This window comes from Achromobacter sp. LC458, from assembly GCF_001005835.2.
In the GTDB taxonomy this organism is placed as follows: Bacteria; Pseudomonadota; Gammaproteobacteria; order Burkholderiales; family Burkholderiaceae_B; genus Achromobacter; species Achromobacter spanius_B.
In genome coordinates, this window is sequence record NZ_LBHW02000015.1 from 36,813 (window position 1) to 54,539 (window position 17,727).

Below are 17,727 nucleotides of genomic sequence, written 5' to 3' on the forward strand. Positions count from 1 at the left end.
GCCTCGAAAAATGGCGGCCGTTTGGGGACGGATCGCGCCTACTGGAAGGCCGTTTCCATGAAGGTGCGCAGCTTGCGGGAATGCAGGCGTTCCGGCGGCATGTCCCGCAGGCGCTCCAGGGCGCGGATGCCAATTTCAAGATGCTGGTTGACCTGCCGGCGATAGAACACGCTGGCCATTCCGGGCAGTTTCAGTTCGCCATGCAGGGGCTTGTCTGACACGCACAGTAACGTGCCATACGGCACCCGGAAGCGGAAACCGTTGGCGGCAATGGTGGCCGATTCCATGTCCAGCGCAATCGCCCGCGACTGCGCAAAACGTTCCACCAGTTCAACGTGGTCGCGCAGTTCCCAGTTGCGATTGTCGATGGTGGCCACGGTGCCCGTGCGCATGATGCGCTTCAAGTCCCAGCCCGACAGCCCCGCCACTTCCTGCACCGCCTGTTCCAGCGCCACCTGCACTTCGGCCAGCGCGGGCACCGGCACCCAGGTGGGCAGATCGGCATCCAGCACATGGTCTTCGCGGACATAGCCGTGCGCCAGCACGTAGTCGCCTAAACGCTGGGAATCCCGCAGGCCGGCGCAATGGCCCAGCATCAGCCAGGCATGCGGACGCAGCACGGCAATGTGGTCGGTGATGGTCTTGGCGTTGGACGGGCCCACGCCGATATTGACCAGCGTGATGCCGGAATGGTCGCCGCGCACCAGGTGATAGGCGGGCATTTGCGGCAGGCGCACGCCCTGGCCTTCGTCGCCCGGGCCGTTTTCGCCGCGCCGGGTAATACGGTTGCCGGGCTCTACCAGCATCTCGTAGTCTTCGTTGCCACTGGCCATCAGCGCACGGGCGCGGGCGCAGAATTCGTCGACGTAGAACTGGTAATTGGTGAACAGCACAAAGTTCTGAAAATGCGCCGGCGCGGTTGACGTGTAGTGCTGCAAACGGTGCAAAGAGTAGTCAACGCGCTGGGCCGTGAACGGAGCAAGCGGCTTGGGCTCGCCGTCCTTGCCGCGCCAGGAACCGTTGACGATGGCGTCGTCGGTAACGGCCAAGTCGGGCACGTCAAACAGGTCGCGTAGCGGACGCTTTAAGGCTTCAAGGTGCTCGCCCTCGACATACGCGCCTTCCGGGAAGGCGAAATGCAGCGGGATGGGCGAATCGGACTCGCCGACTTCGACCGCGACGCGATGGTTTTGCAGCAGCTGGCCGACCTGCTCGATCAGGTAGTCGCGAAACAGTTCGGGCTGGGTAATGGTGGTTTGGTAGATGCCGGGTTCGGCCACGTGGCCGTAGGACAAGCGAGTGTCGATGGGGTCGTAGGTTTCCACCACGATACGGATGGCCGGGTAGTAGGCCCGCGCACGCTCGGGCGCGCTGCCGTTGCCTTCCTTCGCGCCCTCGTTGGCGCCTTCCTTTGCGCCTTCCTTTGCGTGCTCTTTCGCCCCTTCTTTCAGCACCTCGCGAAATGCCGCCCGCAGGAATGCCGTGTTGCGCGCGTAGATCTCGGCCAGCCGGGCGACGGCGGCGCGGGCGTCCTGAAAGGGTTCAAAGGGCAAGGCATCGGGCCGGTTCATGGAAGACACGGGGTGTACTGCATTCATCATTGAGCTCTGCTCCGCTTCTTATCTGTCTTATCGGTTTGCTCGGCGCCCGGGGTCTGTCAGGCCCGCCAGCGCCGATGCGGTCGATTATGCCCGAGGCGTTCGCGCATGAAGCGTCATATTTGCCACTGCCCCGTTCGGGCGGGCCGGTCACCGCGTCCAGCCGAAATTGCTGCGACCGTTACATCGGTTCCCGGGCGGAAAGTAACGACAACGCACCGATAATGCTGCATTGCACTACAAATGTAATGAAACTTTATTCCATTATAATTCAACGGCTTCCGTGGCTTGCGTGGCCCGGGACGCCCCCTTTCCGCCGGCTTGCCCCCGTTAGGCAAAGCCATGCCGCCTACTCCGATTTTTGAAGTGACGTAATGACTCCGCCCACGCGAAAAGTCCGATTTGCCAGTTTCCGCATTCCCGTTTTCCTGTCAGCCCCCCTCTTTGCACTGACCCTTTCGTGGCTGCCCAACGCCGCCCAGGCGTCACTGCCCACCGAACAAGCCCGCCCGACGCTTAGCGGCCTGCGCCTGGCGCAAGAGCCCACCGTTCCCACCCTGAGTGAACGCGTCGTGCAGGCCGGCCTGGACGCCATTGGCACCCCGTACAGCTGGGGTGGCGATGACGCCGAAGGTTTTGATTGCAGCGGCCTGGTGCTGTACGTATTCCGCGAAATCGCCGGTCTTGAACTGCCCCGCACGGCGCGTGCCCAGCGCAGCGAGGGCAAATCCGTGCCCAACAAAAAAGAACTGCGTCCTGGCGACCTGGTATTTTTTGCCACGCGCGGTCGCGGCGTCACCTCGCACGTCGGCATCTATATTGGCCAGAACAAATTCGTTCATGCTCCCCGCCGTGGCACGAAAGTGCGCGTTGACGAGATGAAGAACCCGTACTGGACGAAGCGCTACGTTGGCGCCCGCCGTTATCTGGACACCACGCAGGGCCAGATGCTGGCCCAGGCGTCGCGATAAATCTCGCCAAACCGCGGACGAAAAAAAGGCGCCTGCCGGGCGCCTGACGACCAGGGGTAAGCAAGCAGCCCGTCGGGAATTTCCCGACAGGCTGTTCCGCATTCAGCCCCGGCCCACGAAGGGCATGTTGGTGGCCATGATGGTCATGAACTGCACATTCGCGTCCAGCGGCAGGCGCGCCATGGCGGCAACGGCCTGCGCCACGTGCGCGACGTCCATGCGCGGTTCGACCTTGGTGCTGCCGTCGGCCTGCAAGATGCCGTTGGCCATGCGCTCGGTCATGTCGGTGGCCGCATTGCCGATGTCGATCTGCCCGCAGGCGATGCCATACGGCCGGCAATCCAGCGAAATCGATTTGGTCAGGCCGGTCACGGCGTGCTTGGTTGCCGTGTAGGCAATCGAGAACGGACGCGGCGCATGCGCCGAAATCGACCCGTTGTTAATAATGCGACCGCCCTGCGGCGTTTGCCCCTTCATCACGCGGATAGCCGCTTGCGCGCACAGGAACATGCCGGTCAGATTGGTGTCGACGACTTCGCGCCAAACCGACACGGGCAGTTCTTCGATGGGCATGGCGGGCGCGCCGCGGCCGGCATTGTTAAACAACACATCCAGCCGGCCATATTCACGCTGCGTCGTGTCGAAAAGATCACGCACCGCATGCTCGTCCGAGACGTCGGTCGGCACCACCAGCGCTCGCACGCCGTCTTCGCCCGCAGCCGTGCGGGTAGCTTCCAGCGGGTCGCGGCGGCGTCCCGCCAGCACGACGCGATAGCCCTGCGCCAGGAATTCCAGCGCCACGGCGCGGCCAATTCCCGTCCCTGCACCGGTTACCAGGGCCACGCGTGGTGGTTCGATCTCGTTTGCGTGCATCGGATTCTCCTTGTTATCAATCGGCGAGATGCTACCGCAATCATTAGCGCGATGCTGCAAGCAAAGTTTCCAAATCAGACACAGTTCTGGCTCGGTTCCTGCGAGAGGAAGCGAGCGGAACACGCGCGCGAAATCAGACAAATGCGCAGATCTGTCACAAGTCTTTATATAATCTGCGGCAATTAGCTTATTACCCATAGTCAATAACAATATCGGAGCAGGCAACCATGACCCCACGGTCTTTACCCGCCGCGTTGCTCTTGAGTCTGGCGGGCGTTGCTGCCGCACAGGCGCAGGGCGCGGCTGGTCCCGACGGCAAGCAGATTAGTATGCAAGGCGCGAACGGCGCGCCTGCCTGTGTGACCTGTCACGGCGCACGCGGTGAAGGCAACCCCGCTGCGGGGTTCCCGCAGTTGGCGGGCATCGGCGCCAAGTATCTGACCGAACAACTGCAAGCCATGGCTAACGGGTCGCGAGTAAGCCCGGTCATGGCGGCAACCGCCAAGGCGCTGAACGCCGAGCAGCAGGCGGCGGTGGCGCGCTATTACGCGTCATTGCCCTCGCCTTTGAACATCGACCGTTTGGCGGCCACGGCGATGAATCCCGTCACGCCGGCCGACACGGGAGCCTGGTTGGCGACGCGTGGGGCGTGGGACAAAAACGTCCCGGCCTGTAATCAGTGCCACGGCCCCGGCGGCATCGGCGTGGGCGAGAATTTCCCTGGTCTGGCCGGCCAACCGGCCGCGTACATCGCGGGTCAATTGCGGGCCTGGCGCCAAGGTCAACGCCCGCCCGGACCGCTTGCCTTGATGCCGGCGGTGGCAACACGGCTGACCGATGCCGAAATCGATGCCGTTTCGGCCTACTACGCCGGCCTGCCCAAGGCCGCTGATTTACTGGCCGCGCAAGAACCGGCCGCGCCGGGAGCCCGCCCATGACGCCTGTATCCACCCGGACTGCCACGTCCGACAACGTGCGCGAACCCGCCATCAACGCCGAGTCGGCCATCACGTCCGGCGCCATCACGTCGGGCGCAATTCGCCGCGCCGTGCTTGCGGGCGCCGCCGCGCTGGGGCTGCTTGCCGCCGCGAATGCGCCGGCCGCCGAACCGCGCCCGGCCTTCACACCGCCCTCGGCATCGTCGCTGCCCGACACCGAATTCGGCAAGATCGTGCGCCAAGGCGAGCAGATTTTCCTGCACACCCCGCAAATGGCAGGCAAATTCGTGGGCAACGACCTGACCTGCGCCAGCTGCCATCTGGATGCCGGCCGCCGCCCGGACTCGGCGCCGATGTGGGCCGCGTACGTGCTGTATCCGGCCTATCGAGCCAAGAACGAACACGTCAACACGCTTGCGGAACGCCTGCAGGGTTGCTTTCGTTTCAGCATGAACGGCAAGGCCCCGGCGGCGGACGATTCGACGCTGGTCGCGTTGCAAAGCTACATGTTCTGGCTGGCCAGCAAAGCGCCCACGGGCGTCGTCCTGCAAGGCCAGGGATATCGCAAACTGCCCGCGCCGGCGCAGAAGGCCGACTACGTGCGCGGCAGCGAGGTCTATGGGCAGTACTGTGCGGTTTGCCATGGCGCAGAAGGCCAGGGCCAAAAGAACGGCAAGCACTGGGTCTTCCCGGCGTTGTGGGGCGCCGATTCGTTTAACTGGGGCGCGGGCATGCACCAGATCGGCAACGCGGCCGGCTTCATCAAGGCCAACATGCCGCTGGGGCAAGCCGGCATGCTGAGCGACCAAGAAGCCTGGGACGTGGCCTACTTCATGAATGCGCACGAACGGCCGCAAGACCCGCGTTACAAGGATTCGGTTGCGGCAACCCGGGCCAAATACCATGACTCCGACGACTCGCTTTACGGCATTGAAGTCAACGGGCACCTGTTGGGTAGCGATTCCCCGGCACCGGGCGGCAAGTTGATCCAAGCGGCGGCCAAACCGGCCGGCTAGCCTGGTCCAGGCGCTACCGCAACGGCGATCAGGCGGCGTGACAGCGGGTTTTCCCCTGCCCCGCCGTCTGATTTGCTAGACTTCAGGTCTTAGCATCACACGCCGGTCTTTATTCATGTACGCCAATCCCGGAAACGTCTTCATGGTCGTCGCTCCCAGCGGCGCGGGCAAATCCAGCCTGGTGAAGGCCTTGCTAGCGCAAGACCCTTCCATCGAACTTTCCATCTCGTGCACCACGCGCGCGCCTCGCCCCGGCGAAGAAGACGGCCGCGAATATCGCTTTGTCTCGACGGACGATTTCAAAGAGATGCGCGACGGGCAAAACCTGCTGGAATGGGCCGAAGTACATGGTAATTTTTACGGTACGCCGCGCGACCGTATCGACACCGCAACGCGCGAAGGCCGCGATGTGCTGCTGGAAATCGATTGGCAAGGCGCGCGTCAGGTAAAGCAGCGTTTTCCGGGCGCAATCGGCATTTTCGTGCTGCCGCCGTCGATCGAAGAATTGGAAAGCCGCTTGAAGGCGCGGGGCCAGGATGCGCCGCAAGTGATCGCGCGGCGGCTCATGGCGGCGGGCGGCGAAATCGCCCACGCGCCTGAATGCGAATATGTTATTATTAATCAAGAATTTAGCGTAGCCTTGTCGGAGCTGATACAAATCGTCAGTGCCGCAAGGCTGCGCTTTTCGTCTCAGGCCGCCCGGCACGCTCAGTTGTTCTCGCAACTTGGCATCCCTGCCGAGCATTGAGCCGACTGCATTCTCCCTATCATCCATCAGCACCAGGTGTCCTAATGGCTCGCATCACTGTCGAAGACTGTCTGAATCAAATCCCCAATCGTTTCAAGCTCACGCTGGCCGCGACGTATCGCGCCCGCGAGTTGGCGCAAGGCCATGCCCCGCGCCTGGACAGCAAAGACAAGCCCACGGTCACTGCACTGCGCGAAATCGCGGGCGGCCTAACCGGCGTGGAAATGCTGCGTAAAGTTCCCACCTGATAGTCTCGGGGGGCGGCAAGTATGGCTTTTCCCGGGCTGAAGTACGCTTCATCTGGTCTGCTTGCCGCGCTACGTGCCGGCTCCCGTCTTGGGCGCCGCACGGGTAAGAAAGGCAAAAACCCCGCTACGCCACCGTCCGTCGCCGCGCAAGAAGCGGCGGACGCGACCGCCTCGCCGGTCGCTTCGCTGGCACCGCTGACCGAAATCATCGGCAGCTATCTCGATCCCAAAGATGTAGAGCGCGTGCGCGAAGCCTATCGCTTCGCGGACCAGGCACACCTGGGCCAGTTCCGCGCCAGCGGTTCGCCCTACATCTCGCATCCCATCGCCGTCACGGAAATCTGCGCAGGCTGGAAGCTCGACGTCAACGCGTTGTCGGCCGCCCTGCTGCATGACGTGATGGAAGATCAGGGCATCGCCAAGCACGAGCTTGCCGAAAAATTCGGCCCTGAAGTTGCCGAGCTCGTCGATGGGCTGTCCAAGTTGGACCGCCTGGACTTCGCCACCAAGGCCGAGCAGCAGGCCGAGAGCTTTCGCAAGATGCTGCTGGCGATGGCGCGCGATGTGCGCGTCATCCTCATCAAGCTGGCCGACCGCCTGCACAACATGCGCACGCTGGACGCGGTCAACCCCGAAAAGCGCCGGCGCATCGCACGCGAAACGCTGGATATTTACGCGCCCATTGCGCATCGCCTGGGCCTGAACCTGCTGTTCCGCGAATTGCAGGACCTGTGTTTCGCGGCGATGTACCCGAACCGCTATCAGGTGCTGTACAAGGCCGTGCTGGCCGCGCGCGGCAACCGGCGCGAAGTCATCACCAAAATTGCCGATTCGGTGCGGGCGTCGCTGCCCGCCGCCGGCATCGAAGCCGAAGTCACCGGCCGCGAGAAAACGCTTTATGGCATCTACCGCAAAATGGTGGACCAGAAAAAATCGTTTTCCGACGTGCTGGATATCTATGGCTTTCGCGTCATCGTGCACACGCTGCCCGAGTGCTATCTGGCACTAGGCACACTGCATCAGCTGTATCGCCCGGTGCCCGGCAAGTTCAAGGACTACATCGCCATCCCGAAGGTGAACGGCTATCAGTCGCTGCACACCACGCTGGTTGGCCCGTACGGCACGCCGGTGGAATTCCAGTTCCGCACGCGCGACATGCATCATGTGGCCGAAGAAGGCGTGGCGTCGCACTGGCTGTACAAGGGCGCCGACCTGACGCTGAACGACCTGCAAAAGCGCACGCACCAATGGCTGCAATCGCTGCTGGACATTCAAAGCCAGACGGGCGATTCCGGCGAATTCCTTGAGCACGTCAAGGTCGACCTGTTCCCGGACGCGGTCTATGTGTTCACGCCGCGCGGCAAGATCATTTCGCTGCCCCGTGGCGCAACGCCGGTGGACTTTGCCTACGCCATCCACACGGACATCGGCAACCAGGCCGTGGCGGCCAAGGTCAACGGCGAATTCGTGCCGCTGCGCACTGAACTGAACAGCGGCGACACGGTGGAAATCGTGACGTCGCCGGCCTCGCGCCCCAACGCGCAGTGGCTCAATTACGTGCGCACCGGCCGCGCCCGTTCCGAAATCCGCCATTACCTGCGTACCGTCAAGTACGAGGAATCCGTGGCGTTCGGCGAACGGCTGCTAAGCCAGGCGCTGCAAGAACTGCACATGCCGATGCCGGCAACCGACGACCCGGCCTGGCAAAAACTGGCGCGCAGCACGGGCGCAAGCTCGCGCGAAGAGATCCTGGCCGATATCGGGCTGGGCAAGCGACTGGCCGCCGTGGTGGCCCGCCGCTTCGCCCCTGAACATCAATTGGTTGCCACCACGGCGGCGGCAGTTGACGAACTGACCTCGGCGCGCAGCGCGCCCATCCTGATCCAGGGCAACGAAGGCCAGGCGGTGCAGTTGGCGCCTTGCTGCGGCCCGCTGCCCGGCGATCCCATCGTGGCCGGCATGCGCATGGGTCACGGGCTGGTGGTGCATACCGCCGACTGCCCGGTCGCCATGCGCCAGCGCCTGCGCGAACCCGAACGCTGGATCAATGTGGCCTGGGACGCGCACACGGCCAAGCACCTGGCCACCCGCCTGGACATCATCACCCGCAACGAACGCGGCGTGCTTGGCCGGCTGGCGGCGGAAGTCACCGCCGCCGACGCCAACATCATGCACGTAACCATGCACGATGACGCGGTGTCCACGGTGTCTCTGCACCTGACTATCCAGGTCGACAGCCGCAAGCATCTGGCGCAGGTTATCCGCGCCATCCGGCATGTGCCGCAAGTGCAGAAGATCGTCCGGGTAAAGGGTTGAAGCCGGACCCACACCGCACGACATAAAAAAACCGGCAGATGCCGGTTTTTTTATGTGCGCTGAATGCTGAATGCTGAATGGCTCTCGCGTAGCAACTCGGGCATTCGAACTTTCAGGCGGCGCCTGGGCAGCCATTCGCCATGCTCAATTCGCAATTCCCGCGCCGTCCCACCGCGACCGCCATCAGGCCACGTGTTGCAGAAAGTCCTTCAAGCGTTGGCTGGGCGGATTGCTGAGCAATTCGGCCGGCGGGCCGTCGTGCGCGATTTTGCCGGCGTCGATGAAGATCAAACGGCTGCCCACCTTGCGCGCAAATTCCATCTCGTGCGTGACGACCACCATCGTCATGCCCTCTTCCGCCAGGTCGCGCATCACTTTCAGCACTTCGTGGCGCAGTTCCGGGTCCAACGCCGAGGTGGGTTCGTCGAACAGCATCAGCTTGGGTTTGATGGCCAATGCGCGCGCGATGGCCACGCGTTGCTGCTGCCCACCGGATAGCTCGGACGGAAAGTGGTTCATGCGTTCGGCCAAGCCCACCTTGTCCAGCAAGCCTATCGCCAGCTCGCGCGCTTCGTCGCGACTTTGGCCACGCGTGTGCACGGGGCCGAACATCACGTTTTGCAGCGCGGTCATTTGCGGGAAAAGGTTGAACTGCTGGAACACCATGCCCGCTTCACGGCGAATTTCGCGCACCTGCGCGGCGTCGCCCTTGACGCTCAGACCATCGACCAGAAGATCGCCATCGTTGATGGTTTCCAGTACGTTGATGCACCGCAGGAAGGTGGACTTGCCCGAACCCGACGGCCCCACCACCACCACGACCTCGCCCGCATCGATGTTCAGCGAGATGCCGTTCAGCACCATCGATTCGCCGAAGTTCTTGGTGACGTTATGAAATTCAACCATGCTCATAATATGCGCATCCTTCTTTCCACCATATGCAGCGTCAGCGCCATCAGGCCGGTCAGGATCAGGTAGACGATCGCCACGGCGGACCAGATTTCGACGGCGCGGAAGTTGCTGGCCATGATTTCCTGGCCCTGGCGCGTCAGTTCAGCCACGCCGATCACGATGAACAGCGAGGAATCCTTCAAGCTGATGATGCACTGGTTGCCCAGCGGCGGGATCATGCGGCGAAACGCCACCGGTCCGATGATGTGGAACAAGATCTTGTGAAACGGCAGGCCCATTGCCTGCCCGGCTTCCTTCAGCCCCTTGTGCACCGACAACAGCGCGCCGCGCACGATTTCAGAAATATAGGCGCCCGAGTTGATGATCAATGTGACGATGGCCGCCCATTCCGCATCCACCCGGATATCGGCAAGCAACGGCAAGGCAAAGTAGATGAACATCACCTGCACGACAATCGGCGTGCCGCGAATGACCGCCACATAAACCTGCGCGATGACCGACAGGACAATATTGCCGTAGGCCCGCGTCACGCCCGACAGCGCGCCCAGCAGAAAACCACCAAACAAACCCCAGAACGTGATCTTGATGGTCATCAGCGTACCCTCAAGCAGATTGGGTAACGCGCCCTCGATTACAGTCCAGTCAAACTCCACGATCTTCCCCCCAAGGCACCGACGGGCGCCGCATCATGGCGGCGCCGCGCGCGGGCAATTCCCACGGGCGGCGCCAAAAACACCTATCTGCTTACGGCTTCTTGCCGAACCACTTTTCGTAGATGGCGTCGTACTGGCCGTTGGCCTTCAGTGCGGCCAGCGCCTTGTTCACCTGCGGCACCAGTTCGCTGCCCTTGGGGAAGGCGATACCGTAGAAGTCGCCGCTCTTGACCGAGCCCACGACCTTCACGCGGCCCTTGCCGGCCGAGTTGGCGTAGTACTGCACGTTGGGGGTGTCGTGCACGGCGGCATCGACCCGGCCGGTGGCCAGTTCAAGGTAGGCGTTGTCGATGTTGGGGAACAGCTTCAACTTGGCGTCCGGCACCTGCGCTTTCAGGAAGTCGACGGTGGCGGTGCCGGTCTTGACGGCGACGGTCTTGCCGGCCAGGGACTTGGCGTCCTTGATGTCGGTGTTCTTTTCGCTGACCAGAATGGCCAGGCCGCTTTCATAGTAGGGGTCGGAGAAGTCGATGACTTTCTTGCGGTCGTCGCGGATCGTGATGCCCGCCAGCGCAGCGTCGATATTCTTGGTTTGCAGGCCCGGGATGATGCCGTTGAAGTCCATCGGCTGAAGCTTGTACTTCAGCTTGAGTTCCTTGGCGATCGCGGCCCACAGGTCTACGTCAAAGCCTACGTAGGTATTGCCCTGCTTGAACTCGAACGGCACGAAAGCGGTATCGGTGGCCACCACCAATTCCTTGCCTTGGGCTTGCGCGCCGGAGGCAGCGCCGAACATGGCCACGGACAGGCCGACCAAGGCGGCGGCGACTTTACGTTTGATCATGAAACTCTCCTCTTGGGGACCGTCGGCACCCCGGGGTTGTTGTAGGGGCATGATTCCTGGGCGGCGCCGGGGTCTCCGGCGCGGCTTATCGGCGATCTTAACGCATCCGTCCCCACCCGGCAGAGCTTAGAAAAATTACAATCCGCATGACACCCCGGAGAATCCCCATGCCCTACAAATATGTACGCATTGCCGGAAACCGGCGTCAGGTCGGCCTGGCGCTGGGCAAGTTGGGCCGCCCGCTGATGTCGGTTTACCTGGCGCAAAGCAGCACCTGGGAAGCGCTGCGGCGCTGGCGCGATCATCGATACGTGGAAGAATTGGCCCAGCATGCGCGGACGGCGCTGCCGGCAATATGGGAAGAACTGGAAGGCATGGCGGAAGGGCTGCGCATGCCGGTCCAGGACGTGCTGCTCTGGAACTGCCGTGGCGATCTCTTGCACAGCACGAACGACGGTTGCACGACCGTCGCGTTAAAAGGCGCGGACGGCGCCCGGTGGATCGGCCACAACGAAGACGGCGACCCCTATCTGTATGGACGTTGCCATCTGGTCGACGTGGCGCTGGACGACGCGCCCGGCTACGTCAGCTTCTATTACCCGGGGTCGTTGCCCGGCCACACCTTCGGCGCCAACCGCGCGGGGCTCGTCCAGACCATCAACAACCTGCGCACCCGCCAACGCCATCCCGGCGTACCGCGCATGTTCCTGGCGCGCGCGGTGCTGGACTGCGCCACATTGGACGAGGCCCTTGCGCTGCTGCGCGACCTGCCCCATTCCGGCGGCTTTCACCACACGCTGGGCAGCGCAACCGACCCGCGACTGATCAGCGCCGAAGTGACCCCGGGCGCGGTGTCGGTGCTGGACATCGGCACGCGCTACGGCCATGCCAACCATATGATTCACGCCAAGACCCGGGCGCAACCCCAGGTGGTGACCGAGTCATCGCGCGACCGGCAGAACAGAATCGAAGGCATCGTGGACGGCTGGTCGCCGCAGACCGGCAGCTCGGACCTGTTGGCCGCGCTGCACGATACGCTGGGCGCCCTGCCCATCCTGCGCACGGACGCCGCGGATCCGGACGGCGAAAACACACTGGCCACCGCCGTGTTCGAAATCCGCGACGATGACGTGACGCTGCGCGTCTATGACCGCCGCACGATGGCGGACATTGCGTTGGATGTGATGTCAGAGCCGGAATGACCCGGCTCTGTAGTCAGCGCCATCACACCCACCGCCATCACACCGCGCCGTAGCCTCCGCCCCCGGGGGTTTCGACAACGAAGATGTCGCCCGGATGCAGCTGGGCGCTGTCTTGCGGGCCAAGCTCTTGAATCGTGCCGTCCACCCGTTCGATCAAGTTACGGCCCATCGCGCCCGGTTGCCCGCCCGCCAGACCAAACGGCGCGTAGCGGCGGTTGTTGGACAGGATGGCCGCCGTCATGTCTTCCAGGAAACGGATCCGGCGCACGCCGCCCTCGCCGCCCGGATAGCGCCCCGCACCGCCCGAACCCGTGCGGATTTCGTAAGACTCAAGCCGCACCGGGAACCGGAATTCCAGCACTTCGGGGTCCGTCAGGCGCGAATTGGTCATGTGCGCCTGGACCACCGACGTGCCGGCGAAGCCTTCGTCGTGCGGGCCCGCCGCGTCGATGCGAACCGGCCCCGCACCCGTACCGCCCGAGATGGTCTCGTAATACTGATGACGCGCGTTGCCGAAGGTGAAGTTGTTCATCGTGCCCTGGCTGGCCGCCAGCACGCCCAACGCACCGTACAGCGCGTTCACGATGCACATCGATGTTTCCACGTTGCCCGCCACCACCGAGGCCGGCGGGTTCGGACGCAGCATCGAGCCTTCCGGCAAGATGATCGACAGCGGCGCCAGGCAGCCGTCGTTCAGCGGGATGTCGTCGTTGACCATCGTGCGGAACACATACAGCACCGCCGCCACGGCAATCGCGCCGGGTGCGTTGAAGTTATTGTCCAGCTGCGGCGACGTGCCGGTGAAATCGACCACCGCGCTGCGTGCCTGCGTGTCCACCTTGACGGCCACGCGGATCACCGCGCCGTTGTCCAGCGGGTATTCGTAGCTGCCGTCTTTCAGCACCGAAATCACCCGGCGCACCGCTTCTTCGGCGTTGTCCTGCACGTGGCCCATGTAGGCGCGCACAACGTCCAGCCCAAAGTGGTCGCACATGCGCAGCAGCTCTTGCACGCCCTTTTCATTCGCGGCGATCTGCGCGTGCATGTCGGCGATGTTCTGATCCGGATTGCGCGCGGGCCAACGGCCCGAGCCCAGGATGTCGCGCGCGGCCTGATCACGGAATTCGCCGTTCTTGACCAACTGGAAATTGGTGAACAGCACGCCCTCGTCTTCCACCGTCTTGGAGTCCGGCGGCATGGAGCCCGGCGTGGTGCCGCCGATATCCGCGTGGTGACCACGCGAACCGACGTAGAACAGGATCTCGCGGCCGGCGTGATCGAACACCGGCGTGATGACCGTCACGTCGGGCAAGTGCGTGCCGCCGTGGTAAGGATCGTTCACCACATAGGCATCGCCCGGCATCATGCGCCCGGCGTTGGCGTTCATCACCGTGCGCACCGACTCGCCCATCGACCCCAGGTGCACCGGCATGTGCGGCGCGTTGGCGATCAGGCGGGCCTGCGAATCGAAAATGGCGCAGGAAAAGTCCAGCCGCTCCTTGATGTTCACCGAGTACGCCGTGTTCTGCAGGCGGTAGCCCATCTGCTCGGCAATCGACATGAACAGGTTGTTGAACACCTCCAGCATGACCGGATCCGCCTGTGTGCCGATGCTGCGACGATCCGCGCGCGCTTCGATGCGGCGGATCACGAAATGGTCTTGCGACGTCAATTCCGCTTGCCAGCCCGGTTCCACCACCGTGGTCTGGTTGGGCTCGGAGATGATGGCGGGGCCCGTCACCACGTCACCGCCCGCCATGTCTTCGCGCACGTACAGCGGCGTGTCGCGCCACTCGCCCGCGCTGTACATGCTGACGACTCGGCGGGCCGCCAAGGCGCCGTCGCGGGTACGCGGCACGGCCGCTTCGCTGACTCGTTCGCCGCCGCCCGTGGCTTCCACCGAAATGGTCTCCACGACCAGTTCGCGGTTGGGCATCAAGAAGGAATAGCGCTGGCGATAGGCGGCCTCGAAGTCGCTGCGTGCCTGCTCCAGCGTGGAAAACGCCACTTCCAGCGCGGTGTCGGTGCCGCGATATTTCAGATGCAGACGGCGTTGCACGGAGATATCGCCGTCGGGCACATGCTGGCGGCGCAGTTCGCCCACGGCTTGTCCGGCCAGCACATCCAGTTCGTCCTGAAGCTCGCCCATCAGGCCGGCGTCCAGCACCTTTTCAACGGTCTTTTGGCGCATGTCGGTCTGGTCGGCCAAGCCCATGCCGTAGGCAGACAACACGCCGCCCAGCGGATGCGCAAACACCGTCGTCATGCCCAAGGCGTCGGCCACCAGGCAGGCGTGCTGGCCGCCCGCGCCGCCAAACACCGTCAAGGCGTACTCCGTGACGTCGTGGCCGCGCTGCACCGAAATGCGCTTGATGGCTTCCGCCATGTTGCCCACGGCAATTTCCAGGAAGCCTTCCGCCAATTGCTCCGGCGTCATCTCGCGGCCAGTGGCCGTGCGCACTTCGTCGGCCATCGCGGTGAAGCGCTCGACCACCGCGTCGCGGTCCAGCGCTTCATTCGCATCGGGGCCGAACACATTGGGAAAGAAGTCGGGCTGGATCTTGCCCAACAGCACGTTGCAGTCCGTCACCGCCAGGGGGCCGCCACGGCGATAGCAGGCGGGGCCGGGGTTGGCGCCCGCCGAATCCGGGCCGACGCGCAGGCGCGCGCCGTCGAAATGCAGGATAGACCCGCCGCCTGCCGCCACCGTGTGGATGCTCATCATGGGCGCGCGCATGCGCACGCCGGCGACCTGGGTTTCGAATTCGCGTTCGAATTCGCCCGCGTAGTGCGACACGTCGGTCGACGTGCCACCCATGTCAAAGCCGATGACCTTGGGAAACCCCGCGATCTCGCTGGTGCGCACCATGCCGACGATGCCACCGGCCGGGCCGGACAAAATGGCGTCCTTGCCGCGGAAACGGTGCGCGTCCGTCAGGCCACCGCTCGATTGCATGAACATCAGGCGGATGCCGGGCAGTTCGCCCGCCACCTGATCCACATAGCGCTTCAAGATGGGCGACAGATACGCGTCGACCACCGTTGTGTCGCCGCGCGACACGAACTTGATCAGCGGGCTGACCTCGTGCGAGGCCGACACCTGGGTGAAGCCCACTTCGCGCGCGATGCGCGCCGCGCGCTGCTCGTGGTCCGTGGCGTGCCAGGCGTGCATGAACACGATGGCCACGGCGCGAATGCCGCTGTCGTAGGCGGCTTGCATGCCGGCCCGCAAGCCGGCTTCGTCCAGATCGCGAATGACTTCGCCGTCCGCGGCCACGCGCTCGTCGGCTTCCACGACGGATTCGTAAAGCATTTCGGGCAGCACGACGTTGCGGTCGAACAGCCGGGGCCGGTTCTGATACGCAATGCGCAGCGCATCGCGGAACCCGCGCGTGGTCACCAGCAACGTGCGTTCGCCCTTGCGTTCCAGCAAGGCGTTGGTGGCCACCGTCGTGCCCATCTTCACGCATTCAACCTGGTCCACGGGCACCGGCTGTCCGGGCGCCACGCCCAGCAGCTTGCGGATGCCGGCCACGGCCGCGTCGCGATACTGCTCGGGGTTTTCCGACAGCATCTTTGCCGTGGTGGTGGTGCCATCGGGGCGGCGCGCCACGATATCGGTGAAGGTGCCCCCACGATCGATCCAGAATTGCCACTTCTTCATGCGTAATCCTTGAAAACAAACGGCCACGGCGGGTGCCGCCGCGGTCGGGTTGCGGTGTGCCGGGCCAGGCCCGATCAGGTTCAGAGTGAGGTTGCCGCCCTTGCGGCCTGGTCGTACAGGCCGGACAGCGAGCGCAAGGCGTGGGCCAATTGGCGGCTGAAATCCAGCCCGCCCCCGCCCGGCCCATCCAGGCCGGACGTCAGGCATTGTTCGCGGATGTCGCCGTAGCGCTTGAGGATGTCCGCGCCGTCGGGCGTAACGCTGTAGAAAACTTCCTTGCTGTTGCGCTCGCCCTTGACCACGCCCAGCCGCTCCAGCTTTTTCAACGCGTAGCTGACGATGTGCGTGTCTTCGACATTGAGCGTGAAGCAGATGTCCGCCAGCTTCTTGGCGCGCTGGCGATGGTAGACGTGGTGAAACACCATGACGTCGGTGGGCGTCAGGTCCGGCAGGCCGGCGGCTGCCATGCAGCGCACCGTCCAGCGGTCAAAGGCGTGGCTGGCGATCATCAGGCCGAATTCGACCTCGGACAAATCGGGCGCGCTGCCGCCAGCCAAGTGGGCTGACGACGCGATCAACGTGGGGCTCATGGAACGCTCAAGCCAAGTTTATATGGATGAAATACTAATAATTTATGTGTATTTCATCCATAAAAAATATGACCTGGACGGCCAAAAACGGCCGTAAACGGCCATTTCAAGGGAAATCCCCTAGCGGTTCGAACGTTCCAGCGGGGGGAACGTGGGCACTGGGCCGCCGTTATGACGCCGCTATGACACCGTTATGGCGCCGTCCAGCCCTGCGGCAGATTGGCCCGGATCAGCCAGCCGGCAATCGAAATGCGCGGCGCGATGTCCGGCATGGGGTCGCCGGGGCCGAACCAGCGCGCATCGGCAATCTCGTCTTCCTGCACGCGGATGTCACCCGACACGTAGTCGGCCGTAAACGCCACCATCAGCGAATGCGGAAAGGGCCAGGGCTGGCTGCCGAAGTACTGCAGGTTGCCGACCTTCAGGCCGACTTCCTCGAAGACTTCGCGGTGCACGGTCTCTTCGATGCTCTCGCCGGGTTCGACAAAACCGGCCAGCGCCGTATAGCGCGAGGTCGCGGTCGTGGTGTGCCGCGCCAGCAGGATGCTGTCGCCTTTACGGATCAGCACCATCATGGCGGGCGAAATGCGCGGGTACGCGGAAAAGCCGCAGGCGGGGCAGCGCAGGCAGAACTCGTGCGGCACGCGCTCGGCGGGCGTGCCGCAGGCGCCGCAGAACCGGTGCGTGCGAGCCCATTCGGCGATTTGATACGCCCGGCCGGCCAGGGCCATGCGTTCATCGTCCAGCACGCCGAACAGCGAACGCAGCTTCTTGAACGCGTAACCCTCGGGCGCTTCAAGCGTGGGATCCACGTGCGCCGTGCGATACGGCGAATCGGGTACGGACCAGATGGCTTGCAAGGCCGGCGACGCCAGACCGATGCGTTCGCACAACGCCAAATCCGGCAACACGCTGGACGCTTCTTCGACCAGCAATTCATCACGGCGGAAAACGAAATTCACTAGAGCCTCTGCAGCACGCTTCGATCCCGCAATCTTAGAAGAAAAATCGGTGCGTAAAGGTGTCGCGGACGGTGCGCGCGCAAAGTTTTAGCCTTCAACGATGTGTCGCGTCCGGGCCTAGGATTAACCCGTAAAACCCCATTTTTTGTGCGCGTTGTTGCCGCGCAGCACCATAGAATGGCACGGCTTTTA

General features: G+C 63.6%; 15 protein-coding genes. 7 read left to right on the forward strand and 8 right to left on the reverse strand.

Annotated features, from left to right (window positions below):
- Window positions 1-38: 38 nt before the first annotated feature.
- Window positions 39-1,601, reverse strand: a complete 1,563-nt coding sequence (locus tag YH64_RS14510) for an AMP nucleosidase (protein WP_370512749.1) — start codon at window positions 1,599-1,601, stop codon at window positions 39-41.
- A 371-nt stretch (window positions 1,602-1,972) separates the two neighbouring features.
- Between YH64_RS14510 and YH64_RS14515 the strand changes: the two genes are divergently transcribed.
- A complete protein-coding gene (locus YH64_RS14515; protein WP_046804947.1) occupies window positions 1,973-2,569 on the forward strand; it encodes a C40 family peptidase in 597 nt (198 codons plus the stop codon).
- 102 nt (window positions 2,570-2,671) lie between these two features.
- Here YH64_RS14515 and YH64_RS14520 read toward each other — a convergent pair whose 3' ends face one another.
- Window positions 2,672-3,442, reverse strand: coding sequence for an SDR family oxidoreductase (locus tag YH64_RS14520; RefSeq protein WP_046804948.1), 771 nt, complete (start codon window positions 3,440-3,442; stop codon window positions 2,672-2,674).
- Window positions 3,443-3,669: 227 nt separating this feature from the next.
- On the opposite strand from YH64_RS14520, the gene YH64_RS14525 reads away from it, so the two are divergent.
- The 5 genes from YH64_RS14525 to YH64_RS14545 all read left to right on the forward strand — a co-directional run bounded on the left by YH64_RS14525 (window position 3,670) and on the right by YH64_RS14545 (window position 8,708).
- Window positions 3,670-4,380: a c-type cytochrome gene (locus YH64_RS14525; RefSeq protein ID WP_046804949.1), complete on the forward strand. Its 711-nt coding sequence runs from the start codon at window positions 3,670-3,672 to the stop codon at window positions 4,378-4,380.
- On the forward strand, window positions 4,377-5,396 hold the full coding sequence (locus tag YH64_RS14530) for a c-type cytochrome (protein WP_370512750.1): 1,020 nt from the start codon (window positions 4,377-4,379) through the stop codon (window positions 5,394-5,396). The genes YH64_RS14525 and YH64_RS14530 overlap by 4 nt, the downstream gene beginning before the upstream one ends.
- Window positions 5,397-5,511: 115 nt before the next feature.
- The gene (gene gmk, locus YH64_RS14535; protein ID WP_082134487.1) at window positions 5,512-6,144 is read left to right on the forward strand and encodes a guanylate kinase; all 633 of its coding nucleotides are present in this window, start codon (window positions 5,512-5,514) and stop codon (window positions 6,142-6,144) included.
- Between the two features lie 44 nt (window positions 6,145-6,188).
- The gene (gene rpoZ, locus YH64_RS14540) at window positions 6,189-6,392 is read left to right on the forward strand and encodes a DNA-directed RNA polymerase subunit omega (protein ID WP_006219679.1); all 204 of its coding nucleotides are present in this window, start codon (window positions 6,189-6,191) and stop codon (window positions 6,390-6,392) included.
- 21 nt (window positions 6,393-6,413) lie between these two features.
- Window positions 6,414-8,708, forward strand: coding sequence for a bifunctional (p)ppGpp synthetase/guanosine-3',5'-bis(diphosphate) 3'-pyrophosphohydrolase (locus YH64_RS14545; protein ID WP_046804951.1), 2,295 nt, complete (start codon window positions 6,414-6,416; stop codon window positions 8,706-8,708).
- A 183-nt stretch (window positions 8,709-8,891) separates the two neighbouring features.
- On the opposite strand, the gene glnQ is transcribed toward YH64_RS14545, so the two are convergent.
- The 3 genes from glnQ to glnH form a co-directional block, all read right to left on the reverse strand.
- On the reverse strand, window positions 8,892-9,620 hold the full coding sequence (gene glnQ, locus YH64_RS14550; protein ID WP_046804952.1) for a glutamine ABC transporter ATP-binding protein GlnQ: 729 nt from the start codon (window positions 9,618-9,620) through the stop codon (window positions 8,892-8,894).
- The gene (glnP, locus tag YH64_RS14555) at window positions 9,617-10,273 is read right to left on the reverse strand and encodes a glutamine ABC transporter permease GlnP (RefSeq protein WP_046804953.1); all 657 of its coding nucleotides are present in this window, start codon (window positions 10,271-10,273) and stop codon (window positions 9,617-9,619) included. The genes glnQ and glnP overlap by 4 nt, the downstream gene beginning before the upstream one ends.
- A gap of 91 nt (window positions 10,274-10,364) precedes the next feature.
- Window positions 10,365-11,117 carry a glutamine ABC transporter substrate-binding protein GlnH gene (gene glnH / locus YH64_RS14560; protein ID WP_046804954.1) on the reverse strand — a complete coding sequence of 251 codons (753 nt, stop codon included), beginning with the start codon at window positions 11,115-11,117 and terminating at the stop codon, window positions 10,365-10,367.
- 167 nt (window positions 11,118-11,284) lie between these two features.
- On the opposite strand from glnH, the gene YH64_RS14565 reads away from it, so the two are divergent.
- Window positions 11,285-12,319 carry a C45 family peptidase gene (locus tag YH64_RS14565; protein ID WP_046804955.1) on the forward strand — a complete coding sequence of 345 codons (1,035 nt, stop codon included), beginning with the start codon at window positions 11,285-11,287 and terminating at the stop codon, window positions 12,317-12,319.
- A gap of 37 nt (window positions 12,320-12,356) precedes the next feature.
- Here the strand turns inward: YH64_RS14565 and YH64_RS14570 are convergent, their stop codons facing one another.
- The 3 genes from YH64_RS14570 to nudC all read right to left on the reverse strand — a co-directional run bounded on the left by YH64_RS14570 (window position 12,357) and on the right by nudC (window position 17,535).
- Window positions 12,357-15,983 carry a hydantoinase B/oxoprolinase family protein gene (locus YH64_RS14570; protein ID WP_046804956.1) on the reverse strand — a complete coding sequence of 1,209 codons (3,627 nt, stop codon included), beginning with the start codon at window positions 15,981-15,983 and terminating at the stop codon, window positions 12,357-12,359.
- 80 nt (window positions 15,984-16,063) lie between these two features.
- Window positions 16,064-16,573: a winged helix DNA-binding protein gene (locus tag YH64_RS14575; RefSeq protein ID WP_046804957.1), complete on the reverse strand. Its 510-nt coding sequence runs from the start codon at window positions 16,571-16,573 to the stop codon at window positions 16,064-16,066.
- 191 nt (window positions 16,574-16,764) lie between these two features.
- Window positions 16,765-17,535 (reverse strand): NAD(+) diphosphatase, encoded by a 771-nt coding sequence (gene nudC, locus YH64_RS14580; RefSeq protein WP_046804958.1) that lies wholly within the window; start codon window positions 17,533-17,535, stop codon window positions 16,765-16,767.
- Between the last annotated feature and the right edge of the window lie 192 nt (window positions 17,536-17,727).